At 39.0% G+C, this 23,098-nt stretch carries 23 protein-coding genes and 1 other annotated feature; of the genes, 6 read left to right on the top strand and 17 right to left on the bottom strand.

The genetic code is table 11. The features are described from left to right. The first annotated feature begins 297 nt into the window (after positions 1-297). Together ACQKEV_RS08525 and ACQKEV_RS08520 are read left to right on the top strand one after the other, a co-directional pair. Positions 298-825 carry a sigma-70 family RNA polymerase sigma factor gene (locus ACQKEV_RS08525; protein ID WP_427445948.1) on the top strand — a complete coding sequence of 176 codons (528 nt, stop codon included), beginning with the start codon at positions 298-300 and terminating at the stop codon, positions 823-825. Then, complete coding sequence (locus tag ACQKEV_RS08520; protein ID WP_427445949.1) at positions 818-2,143, top strand: DUF4652 domain-containing protein; 1,326 nt, start codon at positions 818-820, stop codon at positions 2,141-2,143. The genes ACQKEV_RS08525 and ACQKEV_RS08520 overlap by 8 nt, the downstream gene beginning before the upstream one ends. Before the next feature lie 235 nt (positions 2,144-2,378). Here ACQKEV_RS08520 and ACQKEV_RS08515 read toward each other — a convergent pair whose 3' ends face one another. From ACQKEV_RS08515 to ACQKEV_RS08505, 3 genes are all read right to left on the bottom strand, one after another. Next, positions 2,379-3,530: an LAGLIDADG family homing endonuclease gene (locus tag ACQKEV_RS08515; RefSeq protein WP_427445950.1), complete on the bottom strand. Its 1,152-nt coding sequence runs from the start codon at positions 3,528-3,530 to the stop codon at positions 2,379-2,381. Positions 3,531-4,092: 562 nt separating this feature from the next. Then, complete coding sequence (locus ACQKEV_RS08510) at positions 4,093-4,905, bottom strand: class I SAM-dependent methyltransferase (RefSeq protein ID WP_427445952.1); 813 nt, start codon at positions 4,903-4,905, stop codon at positions 4,093-4,095. A gap of 23 nt (positions 4,906-4,928) precedes the next feature. Further along, positions 4,929-5,432, bottom strand: coding sequence for an N-acetyltransferase family protein (locus tag ACQKEV_RS08505; protein ID WP_427445953.1), 504 nt, complete (start codon positions 5,430-5,432; stop codon positions 4,929-4,931). Between the two features lie 47 nt (positions 5,433-5,479). Next, positions 5,480-5,695 (bottom strand) — a binding site (T-box leader). Between the two features lie 144 nt (positions 5,696-5,839). Here ACQKEV_RS08505 and ACQKEV_RS08500 point away from each other — a divergent pair. Further along, the gene (locus ACQKEV_RS08500) at positions 5,840-6,451 is read left to right on the top strand and encodes a hypothetical protein (RefSeq protein ID WP_427445955.1); all 612 of its coding nucleotides are present in this window, start codon (positions 5,840-5,842) and stop codon (positions 6,449-6,451) included. Between the two features lie 62 nt (positions 6,452-6,513). Here ACQKEV_RS08500 and ACQKEV_RS08495 read toward each other — a convergent pair whose 3' ends face one another. The 5 genes from ACQKEV_RS08495 to ACQKEV_RS08475 all read right to left on the bottom strand — a co-directional run bounded on the left by ACQKEV_RS08495 (position 6,514) and on the right by ACQKEV_RS08475 (position 11,586). Then, entirely contained in the window at positions 6,514-6,834 is a 321-nt protein-coding gene (locus ACQKEV_RS08495; protein ID WP_427445956.1) for a hypothetical protein, read from the bottom strand. Between the two features lie 183 nt (positions 6,835-7,017). Continuing rightward, the gene (locus ACQKEV_RS08490; protein ID WP_427445957.1) at positions 7,018-7,863 is read right to left on the bottom strand and encodes a hypothetical protein; all 846 of its coding nucleotides are present in this window, start codon (positions 7,861-7,863) and stop codon (positions 7,018-7,020) included. Between the two features lie 131 nt (positions 7,864-7,994). Next, positions 7,995-9,908: a PTS fructose transporter subunit IIABC gene (locus ACQKEV_RS08485; protein ID WP_427445958.1), complete on the bottom strand. Its 1,914-nt coding sequence runs from the start codon at positions 9,906-9,908 to the stop codon at positions 7,995-7,997. Continuing rightward, positions 9,905-10,837, bottom strand: coding sequence for a 1-phosphofructokinase (gene pfkB / locus ACQKEV_RS08480; protein ID WP_427445960.1), 933 nt, complete (start codon positions 10,835-10,837; stop codon positions 9,905-9,907). The genes ACQKEV_RS08485 and pfkB overlap by 4 nt, the downstream gene beginning before the upstream one ends. After that, positions 10,834-11,586: a DeoR/GlpR family DNA-binding transcription regulator gene (locus ACQKEV_RS08475; RefSeq protein WP_427445961.1), complete on the bottom strand. Its 753-nt coding sequence runs from the start codon at positions 11,584-11,586 to the stop codon at positions 10,834-10,836. Before ACQKEV_RS08475 ends, pfkB begins: the two co-directional genes overlap by 4 nt. A 149-nt stretch (positions 11,587-11,735) precedes the next feature. Between ACQKEV_RS08475 and ACQKEV_RS08470 the strand changes: the two genes are divergently transcribed. The 3 genes from ACQKEV_RS08470 to ACQKEV_RS08460 all read left to right on the top strand — a co-directional run bounded on the left by ACQKEV_RS08470 (position 11,736) and on the right by ACQKEV_RS08460 (position 14,308). Then, entirely contained in the window at positions 11,736-12,002 is a 267-nt protein-coding gene (locus tag ACQKEV_RS08470; RefSeq protein WP_427445963.1) for a phosphocarrier protein HPr, read from the top strand. Then, entirely contained in the window at positions 12,002-13,723 is a 1,722-nt protein-coding gene (ptsP, locus tag ACQKEV_RS08465) for a phosphoenolpyruvate--protein phosphotransferase (protein WP_427445964.1), read from the top strand. Before ACQKEV_RS08470 ends, ptsP begins: the two co-directional genes overlap by 1 nt. A 162-nt stretch (positions 13,724-13,885) precedes the next feature. Continuing rightward, the gene (locus ACQKEV_RS08460; RefSeq protein WP_427445965.1) at positions 13,886-14,308 is read left to right on the top strand and encodes a VOC family protein; all 423 of its coding nucleotides are present in this window, start codon (positions 13,886-13,888) and stop codon (positions 14,306-14,308) included. Between the two features lie 80 nt (positions 14,309-14,388). Here the strand turns inward: ACQKEV_RS08460 and ACQKEV_RS08455 are convergent, their stop codons facing one another. The 9 genes from ACQKEV_RS08455 to ACQKEV_RS08415 all read right to left on the bottom strand — a co-directional run bounded on the left by ACQKEV_RS08455 (position 14,389) and on the right by ACQKEV_RS08415 (position 23,014). After that, a complete protein-coding gene (locus ACQKEV_RS08455) occupies positions 14,389-14,823 on the bottom strand; it encodes a DUF6526 family protein (protein ID WP_427445967.1) in 435 nt (144 codons plus the stop codon). Between the two features lie 27 nt (positions 14,824-14,850). Beyond that, complete coding sequence (locus ACQKEV_RS08450) at positions 14,851-15,948, bottom strand: ABC transporter permease (RefSeq protein ID WP_427445969.1); 1,098 nt, start codon at positions 15,946-15,948, stop codon at positions 14,851-14,853. After that, positions 15,945-16,877 carry an ABC transporter ATP-binding protein gene (locus tag ACQKEV_RS08445; RefSeq protein ID WP_427445970.1) on the bottom strand — a complete coding sequence of 311 codons (933 nt, stop codon included), beginning with the start codon at positions 16,875-16,877 and terminating at the stop codon, positions 15,945-15,947. The genes ACQKEV_RS08450 and ACQKEV_RS08445 overlap by 4 nt, the downstream gene beginning before the upstream one ends. A 147-nt stretch (positions 16,878-17,024) precedes the next feature. Further along, entirely contained in the window at positions 17,025-18,023 is a 999-nt protein-coding gene (locus ACQKEV_RS08440; protein WP_427445972.1) for an alpha/beta hydrolase, read from the bottom strand. 116 nt (positions 18,024-18,139) lie between these two features. Beyond that, positions 18,140-20,275, bottom strand: coding sequence for a YhgE/Pip family protein (locus ACQKEV_RS08435; protein WP_427445974.1), 2,136 nt, complete (start codon positions 20,273-20,275; stop codon positions 18,140-18,142). A gap of 216 nt (positions 20,276-20,491) precedes the next feature. Continuing rightward, positions 20,492-20,911: a DUF350 domain-containing protein gene (locus tag ACQKEV_RS08430; RefSeq protein ID WP_427445976.1), complete on the bottom strand. Its 420-nt coding sequence runs from the start codon at positions 20,909-20,911 to the stop codon at positions 20,492-20,494. Positions 20,912-20,916: 5 nt separating this feature from the next. After that, a complete protein-coding gene (locus tag ACQKEV_RS08425) occupies positions 20,917-22,200 on the bottom strand; it encodes a glutathionylspermidine synthase family protein (RefSeq protein ID WP_427445978.1) in 1,284 nt (427 codons plus the stop codon). Next, positions 22,197-22,553, bottom strand: coding sequence for a hypothetical protein (locus ACQKEV_RS08420; protein WP_427445979.1), 357 nt, complete (start codon positions 22,551-22,553; stop codon positions 22,197-22,199). Before ACQKEV_RS08420 ends, ACQKEV_RS08425 begins: the two co-directional genes overlap by 4 nt. Further along, entirely contained in the window at positions 22,550-23,014 is a 465-nt protein-coding gene (locus ACQKEV_RS08415) for a hypothetical protein (protein ID WP_427457820.1), read from the bottom strand. The genes ACQKEV_RS08420 and ACQKEV_RS08415 overlap by 4 nt, the downstream gene beginning before the upstream one ends. Positions 23,015-23,098 lie beyond the last annotated feature (84 nt).

Here is a 23,098-nt window from a genome sequence, read left to right as displayed (position 1 = left end):
TTATAAAATGGATGGTTGTAGTATTTGGGGTTCTTAGCCTGTCAATGACAACGGTTTTCTTGATTCAAATGAAGAAACGCAACATCAAATTGGATACAAATGATCAAACCGCAGAAATTGTATTTTCTGCGGTTTTTTACTTTTTCAAAGTATTATTTTGCGAAAAACCGACCGTTAAAAGATACTTTTCATGTACAATTAAACAACTTGACTGAAATATAAATTAATTTACATATTTTGAAAACGTCCTGTAAGGAGTAATCGTCTATTAGTAAAAGGAAGGGAAGGGGGATGTGGGTGAACAGTTTTTTGTCAGAACAGAAATTTCAACGGATTATGCAGGAACATACCGATTACTTATTAAGGCTTGCCTATTTATATATAAAAGATTGGCCAGCTGCTGAAGATATTGTCCAAGATGTGTTTTTAGCCTATTATCAAAAGTTCGAGCAATTTGAAGAACGCTCGTCTTTGAAGACATATCTAGCAAAGATGACGATCAATAAATGCAAAGATTATTTAAAAAGCTGGCGTTATCGTAAACAATTAATAACAAACAGCTTTTCGAATCAAACAAAGAAAAATCGGGACAGAACGATTGAGGAAGATGAGAAATTAGAGCTTGCTGATGCAATTTTACAGTTACCTTTAAAATACCGCGAAGTGATTATATATTATTATTTCGAGGAGTTATCCGTACTGGAAGTAGCTCAACTGTTATCTATTTCGGATAATACGGTGAAAACCAGATTGAAAAAGTCGAGAGCCCTTTTAAAGAATCAATTAAAATACACTATTCAATGGGAGGTGCTTTTCCATGAATGATATAAAACAGCAGTTGAGTGCCAAAATAGGAGATACAACGGCACGTTCGGCTCGTGTACAACAACAAGTAAACTTGAAAAAGAATCAGCAACCTGATGTCATCAAGAAAGTACATTGGGGCTATTATGCCACCATAGCGGCCATCATTGGAGTCCTGGCACTTGGGATGAATTTAATTCCATCCGTATTGAACGAAGATCCCCGACAAATGAATGAACCAGAGCCTCAAGAAATCGTATCTCCAATTGAAGAAGATGCCGAACCAATTGTACTGGAAAAAGGTGAATACTACGAACTGTTGAAACAATACTTTTTCCCACACGAGGCAGAAGTTGATTTTATCGGGGGATTTGAAAATGGGGGTTTAAACATACAAACAGTTTGGTTAAATGATTTTTATGTTCAACAAATCCTTACTAATGATGGTGGAACTACAAAGCATATTTACCGCATAAACGGGGACCAGATTGAATTAGTTTACGATGAAATGATTGATGGTACCGACCCATCATATATATCGGTTGATGAGCTTAATAAATTGCTCCCCATACAGATTGTTATAAAAGCTCCATTCAACACGGGTGATCAATTTGGAGATTGGACTGTAATTGATACTTCAGGTCAAGTAACAACTTCCTATGAAAGCTTTTCAAATGTGCTCATTTTAGAGAATGCATATGATGATTCACGGATTAGAAAATACTATGTAAAAGACTATGGGATGGTGAAGTGGGAAAGTGCTGAATTAAATAGAGACAGCGGTGAATATGAAGTGTATATAGCCACTGAACAGATTACAGCTTATTCTCCGCCAGAACAAACACCATCTCATTTTAAGGCAACAATCGTGACAAATTATGTAACTGATTTTCATTCGGGGTGGAAAATATCTCCTGATAACTCACTAAAAGCAACGATAAACGGGAAAGGTGAAACTGGTGGTGAAGAAGGAGAAGCAGTGCTAGTTATAGAAAACCTTGCAACAAGTGAAACAACCATTTACGCACTAAAAGATAACTATTTCGGTCAATTTACACCTAAAAAGATTGAGTGGATAGATGAAAATCGATTATTTGTTATTATTGGTGCTTCACATGGCATGGTAACAGTTGGCGGGAAACTGTATGAACTGAGTATTAAGGATAATGTTGTTACGCCAGTAATTGAAGATCTAGGCGTAAGAGAAGAAATTATGTCAGTTAAAGTTAATGGTGACGGAACATACACATTCGAAAAACATGTTTATGATACGGATCAAATGGAATACAACGATAGTCATGTTGAAGAAGGAACACTGCCAATTCCACCAGCTAGATAATTTGGAAGCTGAAAGCTTGGTTCATTAAGAACTGAGCTTTATTTTTACGTTTAGATCGTGTAAACAATCGTTCAGTTTAATTTAAAGTGATTTTTAGCCAATTTTTCTCTTTTGTCTCACTGTTACAAGTATACTTGGTTCATGAGACACAGCTTCCTATAATTTATATTATGTAAACTAAAAATTATTTCAAACAAAAAGGAGTTCTCATTTCTCCCTGAGACTCCTCTTTTTATCAATCAATATCGATAAACTGCACACTGTACTCAATTACATCATTAATAAATACATTTTGATTTTTTGCAAACTCTTTTACATCGTTTAATAATTGCTGGTCATACGTTGTCTTATACTGAACTCGATCTAAAGGTTTAGTGTTATTGTCTAAAGCAATTTGTTTTCGTATCAGTACATTTTTTAATCCACATTCGATTAAATGATTTACATGTGAATTGTGTTTAGTTGCTAACTGTTTCAAAGTTTCCAACATTGATTGGCTAATATTTGTTCTGAAGGAAATTCTGTTGGTATGTTTTGTATGAATGATTTTACCTTCGACAATTTTCCACATCGGAATCTTTCTAGTATCAACCACTAAATAAGGATTATCTGTATGTTGTGTCATATAGACTCTTTTGTAAATATGAAAGTTTTCTGAATCAGCATCTTTGTAAATTATGTCAGAAAGTTTCTGAACACTTGTTTTTCCACGGACCCAAATACGGTAAATCGGATGATTCTTTTGGCTGGTGATAGAACTTATATCCGAGTTTAAGCTCCAGGATCGAAATACTTCTAATAATCCTTCTGCAAACGCTAAACTACCGGTTGTAACATTCACTTGGTATCCTTCGTGGCCAACCCAGCCATCGCCATCAATAACGCCACGCACAAATGAGGATAAAAAACCTTCTGGCACCTTTGGAAAAGACACATTTAATGATTTCTTTGCAGAAATTCCGAGTGATTCTAGATCTTGTTTCATTACTTTTGAATTTATGATTAATGTTGCTGCGGTTTTAGTTTTTCCAAATGGCGTTAGTGCATAATCAGTTTCCATATAGTTGGCGATCAGTCTCAGGATACGTTCATCTTTCTGAGTGAAAAAAATACTATGAAGTGAATTATGAATGTGTCCATCCGTAACCAATAAACCAAGTATCCATGCCATTTCATGCGTCCATTCCTTAAAGAAATGCTCGTTCACTTGATGTTTTCTTGGTTGACCTGAATACTGTTCTCTATTCATGGGTATTCCATGTTTGTATAGAACATTACGAATTGCGCGATCAGAAAGTCCGACAATCGTGTTCATTTCTTTGAAAGACATGTCACTTTTGTACAGTTTAATTATGATTTCATCAGTTATTCCAGGATGTCGAGGCATTGCTATTGCTCCCTTCTGCTCCCTTCTACTGAAAGACTACAGATAGATGTCTTTAAAACCATTATACAAACAAATGTTCTTGTGCGTCCATTTTGGCATTTAAAATTGTAATTTCATTTTACAAAAGTCCATGTTTGACGAAATGACGATTTTTAGCGATTCAGTATTTGATACACAGAACAGATATTGGTATACTGATTGTAAGATATGAGTACAATAAAAAAGATCGCTGGTGCGCTAACACCAACGATCGACGTAATAGCAGGTTCCCTTCAAGGGGATCGGCAACAAAATGGTAGGAATAACCCATCTGAGCGCTAACTCAAGGATGGGTTATTTTTTATGGTTGAAAGACAGGATTGATACAATCAATGCTGCGAACGATAATGCAAACATTAATGCTTCAAATACTGACATGGCACCACCCCCTTTCAAACGGGAGTGAGCCAACCACCCTTGAGTACCTATTCTATTACCTTGTCATTATAACATACGTATGTTCGTAGTCAGAGGAGCAAATGGAACCTTTTTTAAAACGCGATTTCCTCAAATTTTGTGTTCGCTATTTCTTCTTCCCTATAAAAAGCATATGAGATGAAATGCCTAACACATGTGGATTGCTAGCTGTCTCTTTCAAAAGCTCCATTAACTGATAAAACTCTTCTTCTCCACGATTTCTCCAATAATCCCATTGTTCATTCGTCAAAAGCGTTCCGATATTGGTCGACCCAATCAAATCCAACGTCTCAAACCCTTGGGACTCCATAAATGGTTTAATTTCCTCTACATTAAAGTAATATGCTCCTGTAAACCTGCCATCATCGCTATGATTAAACTCACCTGTCTTCATGAACTCCGCAATGGAATCCATCTTATCGTTTGGACTCCAATTCCTAGGATTCATCAAAGATGCCAACACATGTTTGATTCTGGGCATAAATGCAACAAACACAATACCTTCTTGTTTGGTCACGCGGTACAGTTCCTGAATCGCTTTTTGTCGGTCATCCTCTTTTTGCAAATGGTACATAGGTCCAAGCGCAAGCGCAGCATCAAACTGCTCATCAGCCAAAACAGACAAATCCCTGGCGTCGGCTACGTGAAAACCTTTAAATTGTGTATCTAAGTCCATTTCTTTTGCTTTTTCTTGCGCAACTTCAACCAGTTTAGGCACAAGATCAGTCAATGTGACGTTATATCCTTGATCAGCCAATCTCATGGCGTATTTACCTGGACCCGCTCCGTTATCCAACACACTGCCAGTTGCCGGCATATATTTTCGAATGAAATGCCAATTAATCTGAAACTCTAAAGGCTCCCGGTCTAGTCTTCCCCATTCATCAAATTTAGAATAATACTCAATAATTTTAGTCATCATCAAAACCCCTTTTTTATCTCTTATATATTTCTCCAACCATACCCCATTAAATTTAACTGTTTACCGCCAATGGTAATGTCTTTCTGTTTTTCAATGACGTTAGCACCCATTGCTTCGTAGAAATGTCTTGAGAGATTATCTTCCAATACCCATACAAGTGCTGATGTCATATTGTTTTCCTTAAGTTTCATAAAGACCTGTTGCAATAGTTGCTTCGCAATACCTAATCCCTGAAATTCTTTCAGGATATAAAGTGTCGTAATATCAGCCAGGTAACCTGGATATTGTCCTGACATTTCTTTTCCGGCATCAGTAAAACCAACGATTTTCCCGTCCCGTTCAGCTACAAACACGTAATTATGTTCATTTGAAATATTTTGAGCCCATATTTTGGTGCGATTTTCATAAAAAAGGTTATTCAAAAATTCTTCAGGAATGATGTCTTTATAAGTAGTTCTCCAGCAATCCACATGCACTCTCGCGATACCTTCTGCATCCACAACATTAGCTTCTCTGATTATCATCCTCATCTTTCCTTCCCTTTTTTTAGACGCAAAAAAACCCATCGCTCAAAAGAGACGACAGGTTTACCCTTCGTGGTACCACTCTTATTGGTTTGCAAATTGAACAAACCTTCTTAAGACTTTATTACGGAAGTGACCCGTTCAGACCTACTAATCAGCCTAACCTCTCATAAGCGAGTTGGGGAATTCATTGACTGTCTTTCACCGACCGACAGCTCTCTGAGCAATAAATATTCCTTAATACTCTTAATCACAGAGTTTGTTTTATGGTAAAATTTTCTTAATAATACAATTGTTAAAATATTTAGTCAAGAGTATTTTATAAATAAGCGTTAATTCCAAAACAACGAAAACTTCCAGTATTCTCCTGCGTACACTTAAATAGGAGTTTGAAGGGCGGTAAATTAATGAAAATCAGTAAAAGTAAATCTCTACTGCCAGCAAGCGTTTTGGTTAGCAGCTTTTTGTTTCTATGGTTATCAGGTCTACTCGGTACGTGGACAACAGGCATGCCGTTTATTGTTGGCGACACGAATAGATATCATGTTGAGAAAAGCCACACTGTCAAAGGAACCTACTCATTAACCGTAGATCTCACCAATTTGGAAAGCAATGTTGGCAAAGACTTGTACAATGATGGCACTCACCGCATTTATGTGACCCACATTCGAACGTCTGATCATGATGGCGTTTATGAAATTATTTTCAGATCAAGTGGAACGTATTCGCAGAGTGGAGCTTCACTAATCTCTGGAATTCATCATGCCGTGATTAATGAAAATGCATTTACTTCCGAAATGTCAGCAAAAGTATCTACTGAAATTGATGGAAAGTCCTATGAATATTACCCTTCAGCTACAGCTACAAGTGGAATCAATTTTAGAGACGGCGATGAATTTGGGTTTTATATCGGCCCGAAGGATGTATCTGAGAACGAAGCCAACATCCTGGATAAAGAAGAATCGTTGAAAATTACAGTTACAAACCTTTATCTAAACAGTTGGCGCAAGAACAAATAGAAGGACCTATTTTTTGGTATTTCAAAAAAATAGTTATTTAACTGCTATTTGAACAAATTTTATTAATAAAATGGGTAATATTTGATAATCGTTATAAAAGAACTACCCACTGCAAATATTGAAAGACCCCAAGTAATCGGTGACATTATAAATAAAAATGGTTTTATAGCTTCCGCATTTTGAGTGTTTTTATTTTCTAAAGAAACATCATATTCGCTATTTCTTGGAGTAATATTAAAATGATAGAACCAAGCACCTCCAAGAATTAAGAGTCCACCTAAGAAGATTGTATCAATGAAAGTCCAACCAAGGAGAATTGAAAATAACCAAAGTAAAAATGATTCCATCACTAATGTAATTAATACGATATAACCCTTTTTCATAAAAAGCACCCCTGTAATGATATTTTCTCTCAAGACACACTTTATTCTTACCTTCATATGTTCCAGATGTCTATAAATTATTACTCCTTTCAACTTTTATTTGAATAAACAAACCTTATTTAGTTAAGTAAAAGCAATTTAAATGTAGATACGTTCTAAATGAGCGACAAGTTTCATTAATGATTAGCACCTTTCTGAAACTCGCTCTGCCTCATCATTCAGCCCCATTGAAGTCAACAATTCCTGTATCAATTCCCAGACCGCTTCATCATAACCAGACGTCACGATGTACCAATAATTTGCATCACGAATGAATGCCAGCTTTTCTACTTCATTGGCTTGACTCATAAATAGACGCATTCGTTTCATTTCCTTTTCATCACACGTTCGTTCTTCAGAAAAAGTAAAGTTCTGTCTTGAAGTCGTTTCCAAATTTCGATTCGCCACACCGAGTCCATCCAAAGTGGGCATTCGGATGGACGCTGCCCGTTCTTTTTTCACTTCATGTAAATAACTGACTACATCCACTTTCTTTGTCCCAAAAACTTCACGACAACGGGTAAGAATACGCTCTCGATCTTTTCTCCATTTTCTTGGCGTATCTTTTCCGAATTCTGTTGCCAGTTCTTGAACTTGTTGTTCATTTTCAAAAGTCCATATGGTTTCCAACATCTCCACATAAAGTACGGAAAAAGCCAAATCTAAAAACTCCCGAAGATTCCGTGCCATGTAACGAATCCGCTGATCATTGGTTGGCGTTACACATACAATTGGGGCTTCATTTAGGTTAGATACGGAATGAAAATCAGTCAAAAACCCGAAATGAATTCCATCACCGCCAGTGCTAGCAAACGCAATTAAATCTGGAGGCGTAATCGCATAAGAATCGAATTGGTTGATTGGTTGAAAACCAATTTGAGCAAGTGAAAGGCCATTTTTCGCAAACTCTTCTTCCAGTTGGAACAATTGATGGATTTCACGTGGAATTTCATATGAACCATATAAATCTTTCAATACTTCATCTCCCATTGAACACATTCCCCTCTTTTTGTCCTTTTACAATTGTTCGATGAGCAGATTGGTAACTCCTTCATTTTCCAGAAAACAAAAAAACAGGAAAGAGATTTAGAATCTCTTTCCTGTTCAATAAAATGTTCTCATTATGCGATTTTTTTCTTCAATAGACCAGCTACCATTGCTGTCACAAACGCTCCTGCTAGAATCGCAAGCGCATAGAGCAAGACATTGATTATGCCACCATCTACAAGTCCCATAACGAATATGCCCCCGTGTGGAGCACGTAAAGCGATATCGAACAGCATCGTCAATCCACCTGTTACTGCCGCTCCTGCAACAGCAGCAGGAATAACGCGTCCTGGATCAGCTGCAGCAAACGGAATGACACCTTCCGTAATGAAGCATGCCCCTAAAACGTACGCCGTCTTGCCAGCTTCTCGTTCCGGTTTAGTGAAACGATTTTTGAATAGTGTCGTTGTTAATGCCATTCCTAGTGGCGGTACCATTCCCGCTCCCATGACCGTTGCGATATAGGCAAAGTTTTCAGCGTCGAGCATAGCAATACCGAATGTATAAGCGGCTTTATTGATCGGTCCGCCCATATCAATAGCCATCATCGCCCCTAATAGTAGTCCTACAAGAACAGCATTCGTGCCACCAAGTCCTTCCAAGAAAGAAGAAATACCTGTATAAACTTTTGTTAATTGTGGGTTAACCAGCATCATGATGATTCCCGTGATCGCGATACTAAATACCGGGAAAAATAATACCGGTTTTAAACCTTCAAGTGCATCCGGCAAACGTGAGAACATTTTCTTTACGAACAATGTCACGTAACCTGCAAGGAAGCCGGCGATAATCCCACCCAGGAATCCAGATCCGCCGCTTGCGCCTTCTACACCTGTGACCGTAATGGCAATTAATCCACCTACCATACCTGGAGCAAATCCTGGTCGATCCGCAATACTAGAAGCGATAAAACCGGCCAATACTGGAACCATCAGGAAGAATGCGTTTCCTCCACCGATGGTATTCAACATGGCTGCAAAAGCATTGTATTCCGGACTGTCAGGATTACTTGAATTGATACCCCAGAAAAATGATAGCGCAATTAATATGCCGCCACCCACGACAAATGGCAACATATTAGATACGCCATTCATCAAGTGTTTGTAGAAGCCATTTTTCGATTCTGAATTTGAGGTTTCTTCTTTCGACGATTCATGTTGATAAATTGGTGCGTCGTCTGAAATCGCACGGTTGAGCAAGTGATCTGTTTCGTGAATCGCCTTGCCGACTTTTGTTTGGATAACAGGTTTCCCATTAAATCGTGCCATTTCCACCTTGGTGTCAGCTGCAACGATAATGGCATCAGCTTCTGCTATGTCAGCATCCGTCAATCTGTTTTTAACGCCACTTGAGCCGTTTGTTTCTACTTTTAGGGAAATTCCTAACTGTTTCGCACGCTCATTCAGTTTCTCGGCAGCCATATACGTATGGGCAATACCAGTAGGACAAGCTGTAACGGCAAGAATTTTTTTCGATGGACTAGCTCCACTATTAGTCTTTTCAACTATGAACTTATCTTTAGGTTGATCCCCTTCGGCTTCTTTGTCTGAGACTGCCCGTAAGACTTCCTCAATCGAGGTTGCTGCTAGAATTTGGTTTCGGAAGTTTGCATCCATCAAAAACGTAGCGAGTCTCGAAAGCGCATCGAGATGATTATTATTCGCTCCTTCACTTGCCGCAATCATAAAGAATAGATGTGCAGGCTGACCGTCCAGAGATTCATAGTCTATCCCTTTTAAAGATCTGCCAAAGGCAATGGCAGGTACTTGAACTGCACTTGATTTGGCATGTGGAATAGCAATGCCGTCTCCAATGCCCGTTGTACTTTGTGTCTCTCGTGCCATTATGTCATCTGTAAACTTCTTCTTATCTATTAATTTACCAGCCTGATCTAGTTGTCCAATCAATTCAGTCAAGACAGCCGTTTTCGATTGCGCATCAAGATCTAAGATGATCGTATCTTTAGTCAATAATTGTGTAATTTTCATTTCTTCACATCCTGTTCGAATAGTGGATTAAGGATTACTTGATTGAGTAAAGCTTCAACATCTTCTTTTTCACATAAATCAGATCGAAAAGCAGTTGCACTGCCACTAGCGACTCCGTATCGGAATGCTTTTGCAGCATCTTGCTCTGTCAGATAGGATGCGATAAAACCGGATACAAGGGAATCACCTGATCCAACTGTATTGACCACTTGCTTAGTAGGGACCGTTGCTTTAATTGTCAAATCTTTTGTGACTAATAGTGCTCCTTCGGCACCCATCGAGACAATGACATGTTCTACGCCTTGGTCCACGAGGTTCCGGGCATATTTAACAGCTTCTTGAGTCGATGTAATCTCGGTTTCAAACAGTTCCCCTAATTCTTCTAAATTCGGTTTAATTAAGAGTGGCTTTATGCGCACCAGCTCTTTTAAAGCAGAACCAGACGTATCCAAAACGAAATGGATTCCATTAGTATGCCAATGCATAGCGATTTCCTCGAAAAATGATGTCGGGACGGAATCTGTTAATCTACCGGCAAGGACAAACCAATCTCCTGCCTTCATTTGTCGAACCTTTTTCAATAAGATTTGCATGTGCTCATCCAACAAATTCGGACCTGGTCCATTTAATTCCGTTTCCACAGTTGATTTAATTTTGACATTAATACGTGTGATTTCTTCAGTAGAAATGAAATCTGTCTTGATGCCTTCGTTATTTAGAAATTGCTCTATGTATGTACCGGTAAAGCCACCTGCGAATGCAATAGCTGTGCTCTCCACTTTTAGACGTTTCAACACACGGGAAACGTTGATGCCTTTTCCACCTGGATAAAAATACACTTCGTCTGAACGATTGAGCTTCCCTTCTTTAAAATCAGGCAAATACGTTGTGTAATCGATGGATGGGGTAATTGTGCAAGTATAAATCATGAGGATACCACCTTTACGTCCGTCATTTTTGTTAGTACTTCTAATGTTTCATAATCAATTTCATTGACGATCAGTTCCGCATCATGAATATCCATGATTTTGGCAAAACTGACTGTATTCACTTTTGTGTGATCCGCGACAACATATGTTTTTTGAGCAAGGCCACTTGCTAAGTACTTAACGGCCGCTTCTTCTGGATCAGGAGTTGTATATCCGTGAGTAGCATGAATACCGTTCACTCCGAGGAAACATAAATCAAAGCGGTAAGTTCCTAATGATTGAATGGCTTGGGTACCTACTAGTGCCCCCGTTAGGCGTTTCATATAACCTCCTGTCATATATGTTCGGATGCCAAGTTCATTTAGTAATTCCATATGTGTCAACCCATTGGTGACGACAATGACATTCTTATCTTGTAGAAAAGGAATCATATGATGAATGGTCGTACCTGCATCCAAATAAATACACTGTCCGTCTTGAATAACTGAGGCAGCATATTTCGCAAGCTGGCTTTTTTCTTGAAGGTTTTTGGAAGATTTATCAATCACGCTTGGTTCATTGGCATGGCGGCTCGGAACTGTTGCACCACCGAAAATTCGCACAAGTTTGCCGAGCTTTTCAAGCTCCGTTAAATCTCTGCGAATGGTTGATTCTGAAGCGGATGTTGCTTCTACTATTTCTTGAATTTTAATTGTCTGTTTTTGCGTTAACATTCTTAAAATCAAGTTGTAACGTTCGGTTGTTAACATCGACTCACCTACTTCTTCATGCGTTTGAAATGATAATACTTGAAATCGTTTTCAAAATCAATCATAATCAGTCATACACAATCAAAAACGCTCACAAGTTGATTGTTGTGATTCTAGTAAGTAGTCAAATTATTTAGGAGGAATTTAAGATGATTGAAAAACAATATAACATTACAGGTGGCGAAGGTCTTCATGCCCGCCCAACATCCGTTTTAGTGGGTGCTTCAGCTGCTTTCACATCAGATATTTCACTTGAATTCAACGACAAAAAAGTAAACTTAAAATCGATCTTAGGCGTTATGTCTTTAGGTGTACCTTCTGGAGCTACTATTAAAATCTCTGCGGATGGTGAAGATGAAGAAGCTGCAATGGCAAAAATCGATGACATCATGAAAAATGAAGGAATCGGTAACTGATGAACTTCTCTCTATCCGGAATTGCAGCGTCAAATGGGATTGCCATTGCCAAAGCTTTCAGACTTGAAAATCCGGAATTGAATGTTGAAAAAACAGCGATTGTTGATATTGAGGCCGAGTTAGCTCGTTTTGACTCAGCGATCACTCAATCGAAATCAGAACTTGAAACCATTAAAGAGCAAACATCGAAACAAATCAGCGATGAAGAAGCAGCAATTTTCAGTGCACACCTTCTTGTCTTGAGTGATCCAGAATTACTTGGACCAATAACCGATAAGATCAAATCGGAAAAGGTCAATGCTGAATTTGCATTACAGGAAACATCAAATATGTTCATCAGTCTATTTGAATCTATGGATAATGACTATATGAAGGAACGTGCATCGGACATTCGTGATGTTACGAAAAGGGTTTTGGCGCATCTCCTAGGTGTATCCATTCAAAATCCCAGCATGATTGCTGACGAAGTCATTATTATCGCAGAAGATTTGACGCCTTCAGATACCGTTCAATTGAATCCTCAATTTGTAAAAGGGTTCATCACAGATATCGGAGGACGCACGTCACATTCAGCCATTCTTGCAAGAACTCTTGAAATTCCTGCGGTTGTTGGCGCAAAAACCGTGATGTCTTCGATTGAAAACGGCTCACTGGTGATTGTAGACGGACTGGATGGCAATATTGTTGTAAATCCAGATACTGAAACAATTGCGCAATATGAAGAGAAAAAAGCGAACTACAAACAGCAAAAGTCCGAATGGGCACGATTGAAAAATGAAGCGACCATCACTGCTGACGGACACCATGTAGAACTTGGAGCCAATATTGGGACACCTACGGATGTAGTCGGTGTGATTGATCATGGTGGCGAAGCCATTGGTTTATACCGGACGGAATTTTTGTATATGGGACGTAGCCAATTTCCGACTGAAGATGAACAGACGGAAGCATACGCTTCTGTTCTGAAACAAATGAACGGAAAGCCAACAGTTGTTCGCACACTGGATATTGGTGGCGACAAAGAGCTTTCCTACTTACAATTGCCGAAGGAATTAAATCCTTTCTTGGGATTACGGGCGATCCGCTTGTGTCTGGAAATGAAAGATATGTTCAGAACACAACTGCGTGCGTTACTTCGTGCAAGTGTTCACGGCAATTTGAAGATCATGTTCCCTATGATTGCAACGCTTGAAGAATTCCGTCAGGCAAAAGCACTGTTCCTCGAAGAAAAAGCGAAGCTTGAAGAGCAAGGTGTTGAAGTTAGTAAATCAATCGAAGTTGGCATTATGGTTGAAATTCCTTCAACTGCTGTTATGGCGGACGTTTTCGCCAAAGAAGTCGACTTCTTCTCGATTGGCACAAATGACTTAATTCAATACACACTGGCTGCTGATCGCATGAATGAACGTGTTTCTTACTTGTACCAGCCTTTTAATCCGGCTATCTTACGTCTAGTGAAAAACGTCATTGATGCGTCTCACAAAGAAGGTAAATGGACGGGCATGTGTGGCGAAATGGCTGGAGACGAAATTGCGATTCCTATCCTTCTCGGAATGGGTCTGGATGAGTTTTCCATGAGTGCATCATCCATATTAAAAGCACGCTCTCAAATCAGTAAGCTGTCTAAATCGCAGATGGAAAGTCATATCGAAACAATTCTCTCACTATCTACCTCTGAGGAAGTAGTATCTTATGTGAAAAGTTTAAGTGTTTCAGATTAATGTTTTTAGCACACAAAAGGCATGTAATTTCCGATTAGGAATTACATGCCTTTTGTGTGTAAGAGACCAAGTTTTTGATTTGGTTAAGATTTAAAATGGTATACTTTCAATAGTGTTTTAGTAATTTCGAAATACTCAAACAAATGTTGAGGAGTGAAAGGAATGGCTATTGAAGTTTATCTGAATTTTAATGGGAATTGTCGAGAAGCAGTAGAATATTATGCAGAGGTATTTAAAACTGAACAACCGAAGATCATGACGTTTGGTGAAATGCCACCAAGTGAAGAGTATCCATTACCGGAAGATGCTAAAAATCGTATTATGCACACGCGTTTAAATATGTGTGGTAGTCTCGTTATGTTTTCTGATACATTCCCTGGAATGCCTTATGTTGAAGGAAATAACATTAGCCTCGCTATCGTCAGTGAGGATTTGGATGAAATCAAATCACTGTTTAATCAGTTGAAAACAGGCGGAACTGTAGGCATGGAGCTTCAAGAAACATTCTGGAGCAAATGTTACGGAAGCCTTAGAGACAAGTTTGGAATTGAGTGGCAGTTTAATTACGGCATGAGTGAGTTGTAATAACTCCTAACCAAGAAAATTAAATTTAAAAGTCTATAGGTAACCCCCGTTGATTCATTCAACGGGGGTTCATTTCATTTCTAAATTCGATGATGGTCTGCTTTCCATGAAACAATCGCTTTCTTAATATCATCTGGGGAAAGATTTTCTTTGACTGCACGTTCACAAAGAGTTGGAAACTCTTGTTCACCGGCAAAACGCAAAGCAATAATTTGACCTTTAGTCAGATTTGAATCTAGTAATTTACCTGTTAAAACAAAATGACGCAGATTTTCTTCTGCTCGAATGGTTCGATCTTGGTTTTTTAACGGATTCAGTCTAACCAGAATGGCAACAATAATAATACACACGACCATTAGTAACAATAAAACAGATTGCAAGATGTTTTCACCTGCATTAAATGAGCGAACTATATTTAGTATTGATATGACCAAAGTTGCTAATAGTAGAAACAATAATACATAGTGATAAAGCGGGTCTATTTTTACATGCGTTTTGTAATCTTGACTTTTCATTTTTATCTCCTTCATTTTCTTGAATTCTTATTCCCACTTAAATGTGTAACTCGCCATGATAAACGCTCCTACTAACCAACAGCCCAAAATTAGCGCATCAGAACCAAGGTCCATAAAAGAAGTCCCGACATTCATTGTTTCCCGTAATGCATGGCTTAAATGAGAAATTGGTAAAACATTAACAATCGGCTGAAGGAACTCAGGCATGTCTCGAATCGGGAAAAATACCCCCCCTAAAAACAACATAGGGAACGATAAGAAGCCTGCAATTGGTCCTGCACTTTCAGGTGTTTTAGCCACTCCTGCAATGATGAAGCCTATTGCCATAAAGGCAAGTGTTCCTAAAATAACGAATGTAATCAAACTCAGCCAAGACCCATTAACTTGGGTTCCGTAAATAAGGTGGGCCACTCCTAATACGATCATTGCTTGCATTCCGTTCAACAGTAATCTTGCTGTAATCTGAGCAGCAATAAAAGTGGAAGCTTTTAACGTGGTTCCTTGCATTCTACGTAAAATCCCGCGCTCTCTCCACGCAGCAATCTGACCTGCTACACCATTCATATTGTTGCTCATGATCATCATGGCTAGAATTCCTGGAACCAAAAAATCAATATATTTTAAGTCCAAGGCTTCAACACCATTTGCATGAGTCACAATAACTGGCGTGTAATTTGCTTTTTCCTTACTAATCCCATCGACGACACTATTGACAATCGTTAAACCGATTTGCGAAACTGCGATGTCGGTTTCGTTGTAATATAACGGTAGTTCAAATGGCGTTTTATTTGAAGTGTCCGTCATTTGTGTCTCATACCCTTGAGGAATGACAACGACGAGTTGAAGATTGCCTTTTTTCACTTGCCCAAGTGCTTTCTCTTTACTGTCAATTAGATCTAGATTAACAGTTTCAATTTTTCCGAGCGTTTTTGAAAACTCTTTTGAAAGAGATGTTTGATCCTGATCCACTACACCGATCGAGATAGATACCCCATTGCCGTCTCCTAAAAAAGAACCGAGCATGATCATGAGGAAAATTGGAAATGCAAGCGTCCAGAAAAGAACTTGGCGGTTGCGAAGAAATATCCGTAATTGCGATAGCGTTAATTGCCAATAAGCTTTCATTCTTCTCTCAGACTCCTTCCTGTCATATGGATAAACACATCTTCCAAGGTTGAAGTTCTGGTCTGTAAATTGGTCAATTGGATCTGTTTTTCAGTTGTATATTGTATTAAGTTAATCAAGCTCTCCTGCAGATTATCAGTATACAGTACGTAGGTATCCTTATGCTTTCCAACTTGCTTCACTCCATTAAGCGAATCAAGCTCTTGCGTCTGTAAATGCCCTTCATATTGAAATTCTACTGCACTATCAGACTCTAAATCTTTAATGAGACCAGCAGGTGTATCTAAAGCAATCAGATTTCCCTGATCCATAATGGCAATTCGGTCACAAAGAACTTGCGCTTCATCCATGTAATGCGTGGTTAAAACAGTGGTTTTTCCTTTTTCTTTTAATTTCAATACGATGTCCCACAGCGTTCTTCTAGCCTGAGGATCAAGTCCGGTTGTCGGTTCATCCAAAAACAGTATCCATGGATCATGAACGAGAGCAAGCGCGATAGCCAGACGTTGTTTTTGACCACCGGATAGAGTCTTAATACGACTCTTTGTTTTTTCAGTTAATACCATATCCTCGATCAACTCGGGAATCGAGACGTTTTTTTGATAAAAACTTGCATACAACTTTAAAATTTCTTCAACAGTAAGTAATTCAAACAATGTGGTTGATTGGAGTTGGATGCCGATGACTTCTTTCACTTTTAATAAGTCTTTTGCGATATCAAATCCTCCGATAATGGCTGATCCCGCATCAGGTTTTCTCAGGCCAACCATCATTTCTAAAGTGGTCGATTTCCCTGCGCCATTTGGTCCGAGAAGTCCGAAAATCTCCCCTTTATTCACGGAGAAACCAATACCATTGACAGCTGAAAAACTCCCATATTTCTTGACTAAATTCTTTATTTCAATCATTGTTTCCGTCTGGTTTTGCATGGTTCACCCTCCTATCGAGACCGTTTCAAAGTTGTATATTGCTCATAAAATGCCAATTTTTCCTCGAAGGAACATTTGTTCTATCTTGTATTTTCCTTTGGTTCGTCTAGGACAAATTGTATCATCTTTTCAGTCGTACCAAGTGATTTATTTATAATTAGAGATGAGCCAGTGTGAGATCGCATTTAATCCATCAGGACTTAAGGGACGGCTCTGTATTGATTTATTCAATTTCTTAACTTTTAATATTGATTTATCTTCTTTTTGAATACGCAGACCATGTTCCATATCTTTGATGATATGAATATCTGACGTTCCTTGGACAAGAGAAGATAGTTCATTTAGATGAATGTTATCAACCAAAGGATCTTTGTCCCCTTGAATGGCCAGAACTGGACATGTCACTTGCCTTAATGCCTTTCGGGGGTCATAACTATAATGTTCTCTAAGCCATTTAGCAGGCTGTTTAAACAGGAACATTGCTTTATAAACATCTCGATTCGATTCACCCATTTTTTGCATCAGTTTTTCTACTTTCTTTTCTTCTTTTTCTTCAATTACGAGCATTCTCATAAGTAAACCTTTGATGCCTTTCGAATTCTTGAGTTCTTGATAGGCTAACTTCCTTTGATGTTTTAAATATTCATCAAGGTTCGCAACCCCACCTGCTAAAAGCATTAATCCTCCAAGTTTCTGTCGCTCAGAAAGTGCTGTTCCAATAATTGTTCCTTCACTATGACCAAGAACTATGATTCGTTCTGGATCAACATTCGAATGTTGTTGAAGGTATGTATAGCTACACTCCGCATCCGCAACAAAATCCCATAATCCACTGACTAGCAATGTCTCTTTACTACTGCCGGTGCCCCGCTTGTCATATCGAAAAGTGACAAAACCCATTCCACCTATAAATTCGGCCAGTTCTTTATATAAATTGAACTTGTATTTGCCTTTTGGCCCGTTTCCATTCCGGTCAAGTGGTCCAGAACCTGAAATGAATAAAACAGCAGGAAACTTTTCATTTTCATTTGGAGTCGAAGGAACGGTAATCGTTCCAAAGATTTTAGCAACGCCATTAATTTCTACTTCTTTTTCGATAAAGGGTATTCTTGTAAATTCCTCCGTGATTACTGATTGTTGATTCACCCTATACTCCTCACTTTCTGATTTTATGGCAACTTAATTCACATAAATAGAAGCACAGCCATGGCTGTGCTTCTATAAATTTTATGCTTTTCATGACTCAGTCATTCAGGCTCTTATTAAGCCGATACCTCTACTTGCGCATGCCCCTTCTTATAGAAGAACTGGAATACTACTAGCGTTAAGACAGCAAACCCAATCAGGAACATGGCAAGTACGAATACATTTGCCAATAAGAAACTAGTATCCCCTAATGAAATGATGGACTTGAAGCCCGCATTTGAATACGTCAAAGGCAAGAATTGGCTAAGTGCTTGTAGATTCTCTGGCAACATAGGAATCGGCAAGTTAGAACCTGTCGTTGATAATTGCAATACCAAGAAGGCAAGGGCTACAAATCGTCCCACGTTACCTCCAACTGTTACCAAGAAGAACACAATGGCCATGAAAGTTAGGCTTGTGAAAACGGAAAATAAAATAAATGAAGCTACGCTTTCTACTTGAAGATTCAAGAAGAATAATGCAAATAAGGAAACTAGCAGCCCTTGTGCTGTAGCGAATATAGACAGCTTCATTAATTTACTTGCATACCAGCTGAAGGCTGAACCTGGCATGATAACTGGTTTTTTGAAATCTACTACAAAAGATAAAATTAAAATTCCAACGAATAAGGCAAGTGAAAGAATGTATGGTGCCGTAGAATCACGATAGAATTTCAGCCCGTTTACCGTTTCGCCGCTTAAAGCAACCGGATTTGAAAACATCGCAATATTGGCATCCGTTACTTGAATTTGAGAAATTTCATTCGCTCCACCAGCAAGTCCACTCGACAGTTCCTTACTTCCGGATTGAAGTTGTTTTGCCCCATTGTCTAGAGTAGTTACACCTAGTGTCATAGATTCCCACCCAGACGCTACCGTACTATTTCCAGTACTAATTTGAGAAAGTCCATCTTGGAGGCTGGAAACAGCGTGACTTAATTTAGCCCATGAAGACGCTACGGAAGCGTTTCCATTTGCAACTTGATTTGCCCCAGCTTGTAATTTGTCTATGCCAGCAGTTGCTGCCGTTTGCCCTGCCACTAATTGAGACAAACCATTATTCACTTGTTGGGATCCAGCCGCAGCTTGTTTGATTCCGCCTGCTAGTTCAGCAGCTCCTGTTTTTAACGGTTGTACTTCTTTATCAAATTGAACCATTCCCTTACTAATGGCATCACTTGTTCCAACAAGGGTCATAAATTCAGTATCCGTTGAAAGCTCAGGATGTTTGGCTAAAAAGGCTTTCAATCCCGCCGTCAACCCTTGAGATCCAGCAGATAATTGTTTCGTCGTTTCAGTAACTTTTGTCATCCCGTTGGCAATTTGCTCACTGCCAGGGACTAATTTAGATTCTAAACCAGTCGTCAAACTGGAGCTTCCTGTATTGGCTGCTTTCAAACCGCCAAGTACTTTAGTCGAACCTGCTTTCAGTTCATCCACGCCTTGCGCCAAGCTTTTAGAACCCGCAGCCAATTTGTTGATGTCGCCCGACCCACCGCGAATAGAGCTCAATAATTGCCCTGCCCCACTCTCAGCTGATTGTGCACCGTTTGCCAGTTTCTGAATGTCCTCTGTTTTATCAGTTAACGATTTTAATAAAAGGCTTGTCCCATCTGATAACGAAGTCGTTCCTTCGAAAATCTTTTGTGAACCGTCTGCTCCTGACGAAAAGCCAGTTGTAATATCACCAAATTTTGAAAAAAGAGTCCGCGTATACGTTTCAGTAATTTTATTGCCGAGTTGCTCTCTGATTTTTTCGGTAGCACTTCTAGTCACTTGTGCCGCCATGAAGTTGAGTCCTTCATTTTGAATGTAATGCAACTCAGGTACTTGTGGATTTGCATCCAATACAGTTGTGACTTTTTTTGAAAAGTCTTCTGGAATTTCAATTACCATGTAGTAATCCTGACTTTTCAATCCTTTTTGAGCTTCTTCAGATGAGACAAAGTCCCATCCAAGGGTGTTGCTTTTCTTTAAATCAGCAACTAAATCATCTCCAACATTAATTGGATTTTCTCCAGACACAGCGCCTTGATCTTTATTTACGAACGCAACCGGTAAATTGTTTAAATAGTCATACGGTCCCCATGTAGAGGACAATAAAACCGCGACGTACACGATTGGAATTAGTAATACTCCAATCAATGAGAATAAAACCCCTCTTTGCTCTTTAAGCTTTGACAGCTCCATTCCTAACATACGAAACCCGTTCATACATAACCCCCGTTATCAAAATGTGTACTCTCTCTAAAGAAAAGTGAATTTGTATTCATTTATCTTATAAAATATTATATTCTGAATAGTGGGACAAAAATCCTGCTATTTTTGTATTCAATAAAAAATAAATATATTTTTTTAGTTCTATAGATTTAAGTCAGAAAAATTCATAAAAAAACCCTCTGAACTGTTTTAAAGTTCAAAGGGTATATGTTAGTATGTTAGACTTGCTGCAACAAGTAATCCGACAACGATCGAAATCGAAAACAAACTAAATCCTACAGCTAAATTTCCATTTTCCACTTCTTTGGCCAGGTTGGTGGTATTTGGCGTGAGTCCATATTCCACAATCCAGTAAGCAAGTACTTGAGTCGCAATTCCGACAAGACCCCAAATAAAGGCATCAAGCAAATTCACACTTCCCGCCCATACGGTATAAATGACAATGCCAAGACCGATTGCTTTCCCCCACAACTTCAACGCTACTGCAATGTTGCCTTCTTTAATCAGCTTGACTTCAGAAAACTTGGTCGTAAATGCAAAGACGGTCAGTCCTAAAAGCATGAGCAAAACGCCAACACCAAAGTGTGCTAAAAAGTTCCCAACAGTTTCTCCTGTAATGTATTCCATCATCATGATCATCCCTTCAATTTCTCTTCTATGCCTATCGGTAAAAAATAAGATAAGTTATTCGTTATTGCCCTACCTGCACGTATCCCAATCGCTCCCGCTTGATCGTTTAGTAAAAAGCAGCCATACATCATATGGACTTGTTTTGTGCCTAAAGTCGTCTGTACTTCCGTTTCTGGCAATGGATAAAAAGCTTGATAGACCGGTAGATTATCGACGTACGTCTTTTGGGGCTCCTCGTCGATGGTTTCGCCCGCTCCGTTAAATATTTCTACCGTATCACCTTCGCGTCCAAATGCAGGCTTTCGGACATAGGGCATATTCATAGTTAAAAATTTATCCGGCTCCAAATAGGTTGGTAAAAAGTATTGTCCAATCACTTGCTGTTCTTCAGCTGTGAAGTATTGATTTTCCTCATGCAGCCCCCAAATAAGTGCCTGGACGGCTTTTGACTGCAACAAAAAAGCAGAAGGTGGATTGAGAACCATCACTTTGTTCTCAATAATGAGTTTGATTAGTTCCTGCCCAATGTTTTCGTCGGTCATGGGTTCTTTATCATTTACCAAATGTTCGATTGGATAAGTTTGACGGTATAAAATATCTATCCGTTCGCCACTGGGTGTAAAAAGACCTGAATCAGTGATGACCCCATTCTCCTCGACTGGTTCTGTCAAAATTTGAAGCTGGTCCAGACTGACGTATTCCGATGGCAAATCGAGGTGTTCCTGTAAGAAACGTGTGGTCCACAAATCTTCTATATTGTCGCCATGAGACGTGAAGACGATCTTAGGCGTACCTGCACGGTTTAAATGATTCCAGGAAGCGGCTACCGCTTTTCTCATTTCCTTACGTAACAAGTCCACACATGTTTCATTGGGATTTTCAACCCCATAGTAATTACATACGAAGGCGTTCGCCTGGAATGCTTCTTTAATGAACGTCGGCGTGTCGGAATTGAATTCCATCAACTTGATGCCAGAGTCTGAAACAACAAAATCAAGGCGACCAATAATGGTATCCTGGGGTATTAATTTAAGACGACAATACGCCAGTGCTTCAGTCGGAATACCAAGCTGTAGCAGGGTTTCGTCATCCAGTTCTCTTAAAAGTGGTACAACTTTTCTGAAAACAGCTCCGACTTGTTCCGCTGCTTTCCGGATATCTTTTATTTCAGCTAAAGAATGTTTCTTTATGTCCAGTAGAGCATATTCCACTTCATATAAATCTGGAAAAAAGTATGGAACTTGTTCATATACTTTCTGTCTTTCCAGTTGAAATTGTGGGTCAATCACCCGCCAAATCCTCCTTTGGAGCCACTGCCGATCCCCGACTTATAGCCACTGCCGCTTTGTGCGTTATTGTAGTTGTTGAAGTTACTTGTATAATTTGGTGATTTCCTTAACGCTGATTTGTTATTGAACATGGTGCCGAAGAGATAATAGGCACCAAAATGTGAGGATCTGCTATCGTCACAATAGTAGGTTGCTTCATTTTCATCCCATTCCCAGTCATCACAATCGTATTCAGTAGGTTCGGCTGGCAATGACGAATTGGATGGTTCATATTCATTTTGTCCGCATCCGGTCATCCCTAAAGCCATAACCGACGTCGCTACGCCTGCCATCAATTTTTTTGTCTTATTCATGTGTTGATTCCCTCCATTTTATATCCGGTCTCCATTAGGTAAAGAACGTAGACACGACGATCCTCATCTATTTCCGCGGAATCTTTTTCCCATTCCTGACCATTGATGTAATGGTAAACAGAACCGATTCGAGAAAGAATGTCGATATGGTGTTCGAATTCCAGTGTTTGTAGCAGCGGATAGTTTTCTCTTTCATTAAATCTCCGCATTTCCAATTTCAACGTATTGTTCAGGTTGAATTCTTCTTTTTCCTTTTCGCCTTCTTCGTGCTTTTCTACATAAATCACATGCCAATCTCCTTCTATGGCAGAGGAAGTCTGTTTATAGACGGTTCCTTCTTTTACGTAAAAATCGCATTCTCTACGTGCAAGAACTTGATGTAAATCGATTTCTTCATAGTGAAACAAAGGTTTATATGAGCTGGTACGGTCATACAAACGGTATTCAAGTGAAGTATTCACTTGTTCATCCATCCTTTCAAAAACTTATCAATACTTATACGGTTGTCATTCCCATTGGTTTCATATAAAAAAGATTCTCACAAT

Origin of the sequence: Paenisporosarcina sp. NPDC076907 (assembly GCF_050269735.1) — a bacterium.
Classification (GTDB): domain Bacteria; phylum Bacillota; class Bacilli; order Bacillales_A; family Planococcaceae; genus Paenisporosarcina.
The sequence above is the reverse complement of the archived record's forward strand: the minus strand, read 5'-3'. Positions and strand labels throughout refer to the sequence as shown.

Bases quoted from the DNA above. Each gene is read 5' to 3' on its own strand.
- ACQKEV_RS08475 (WP_427445961.1), bottom strand. From the start codon at position 11,586: ATGTTAACAACCGAACGTTACAACTTGATTTTAAGAATGTTAACGCAA.
- ACQKEV_RS08455 (WP_427445967.1), bottom strand. From the start codon at position 14,823: ATGAAAAGTCAAGATTACAAAACGCATGTAAAAATAGACCCGCTTTAT.
- ACQKEV_RS08435 (WP_427445974.1), bottom strand. From the start codon at position 20,275: ATGAACGGGTTTCGTATGTTAGGAATGGAGCTGTCAAAGCTTAAAGAG.
- ACQKEV_RS08420 (WP_427445979.1), bottom strand. From the start codon at position 22,553: ATGAATAAGACAAAAAAATTGATGGCAGGCGTAGCGACGTCGGTTATG.
- ptsP (WP_427445964.1), top strand. From the start codon at position 12,002: ATGAACTTCTCTCTATCCGGAATTGCAGCGTCAAATGGGATTGCCATT.
- ACQKEV_RS08485 (WP_427445958.1), bottom strand. From the start codon at position 9,908: ATGAAAATTACACAATTATTGACTAAAGATACGATCATCTTAGATCTT.
- ACQKEV_RS08495 (WP_427445956.1), bottom strand. From the start codon at position 6,834: ATGAAAAAGGGTTATATCGTATTAATTACATTAGTGATGGAATCATTT.
- ACQKEV_RS08500 (WP_427445955.1), top strand. From the start codon at position 5,840: ATGAAAATCAGTAAAAGTAAATCTCTACTGCCAGCAAGCGTTTTGGTT.
- ACQKEV_RS08515 (WP_427445950.1), bottom strand. From the start codon at position 3,530: ATGCCTCGACATCCTGGAATAACTGATGAAATCATAATTAAACTGTAC.
- ACQKEV_RS08460 (WP_427445965.1), top strand. From the start codon at position 13,886: ATGGCTATTGAAGTTTATCTGAATTTTAATGGGAATTGTCGAGAAGCA.
- ACQKEV_RS08450 (WP_427445969.1), bottom strand. From the start codon at position 15,948: ATGAAAGCTTATTGGCAATTAACGCTATCGCAATTACGGATATTTCTT.
- ACQKEV_RS08430 (WP_427445976.1), bottom strand. From the start codon at position 20,911: ATGATGGAATACATTACAGGAGAAACTGTTGGGAACTTTTTAGCACAC.
- ACQKEV_RS08445 (WP_427445970.1), bottom strand. From the start codon at position 16,877: ATGCAAAACCAGACGGAAACAATGATTGAAATAAAGAATTTAGTCAAG.
- ACQKEV_RS08470 (WP_427445963.1), top strand. From the start codon at position 11,736: ATGATTGAAAAACAATATAACATTACAGGTGGCGAAGGTCTTCATGCC.
- pfkB (WP_427445960.1), bottom strand. From the start codon at position 10,837: ATGATTTATACTTGCACAATTACCCCATCCATCGATTACACAACGTAT.
- ACQKEV_RS08490 (WP_427445957.1), bottom strand. From the start codon at position 7,863: ATGGGAGATGAAGTATTGAAAGATTTATATGGTTCATATGAAATTCCA.
- ACQKEV_RS08510 (WP_427445952.1), bottom strand. From the start codon at position 4,905: ATGACTAAAATTATTGAGTATTATTCTAAATTTGATGAATGGGGAAGA.
- ACQKEV_RS08520 (WP_427445949.1), top strand. From the start codon at position 818: ATGAATGATATAAAACAGCAGTTGAGTGCCAAAATAGGAGATACAACG.
- ACQKEV_RS08505 (WP_427445953.1), bottom strand. From the start codon at position 5,432: ATGATAATCAGAGAAGCTAATGTTGTGGATGCAGAAGGTATCGCGAGA.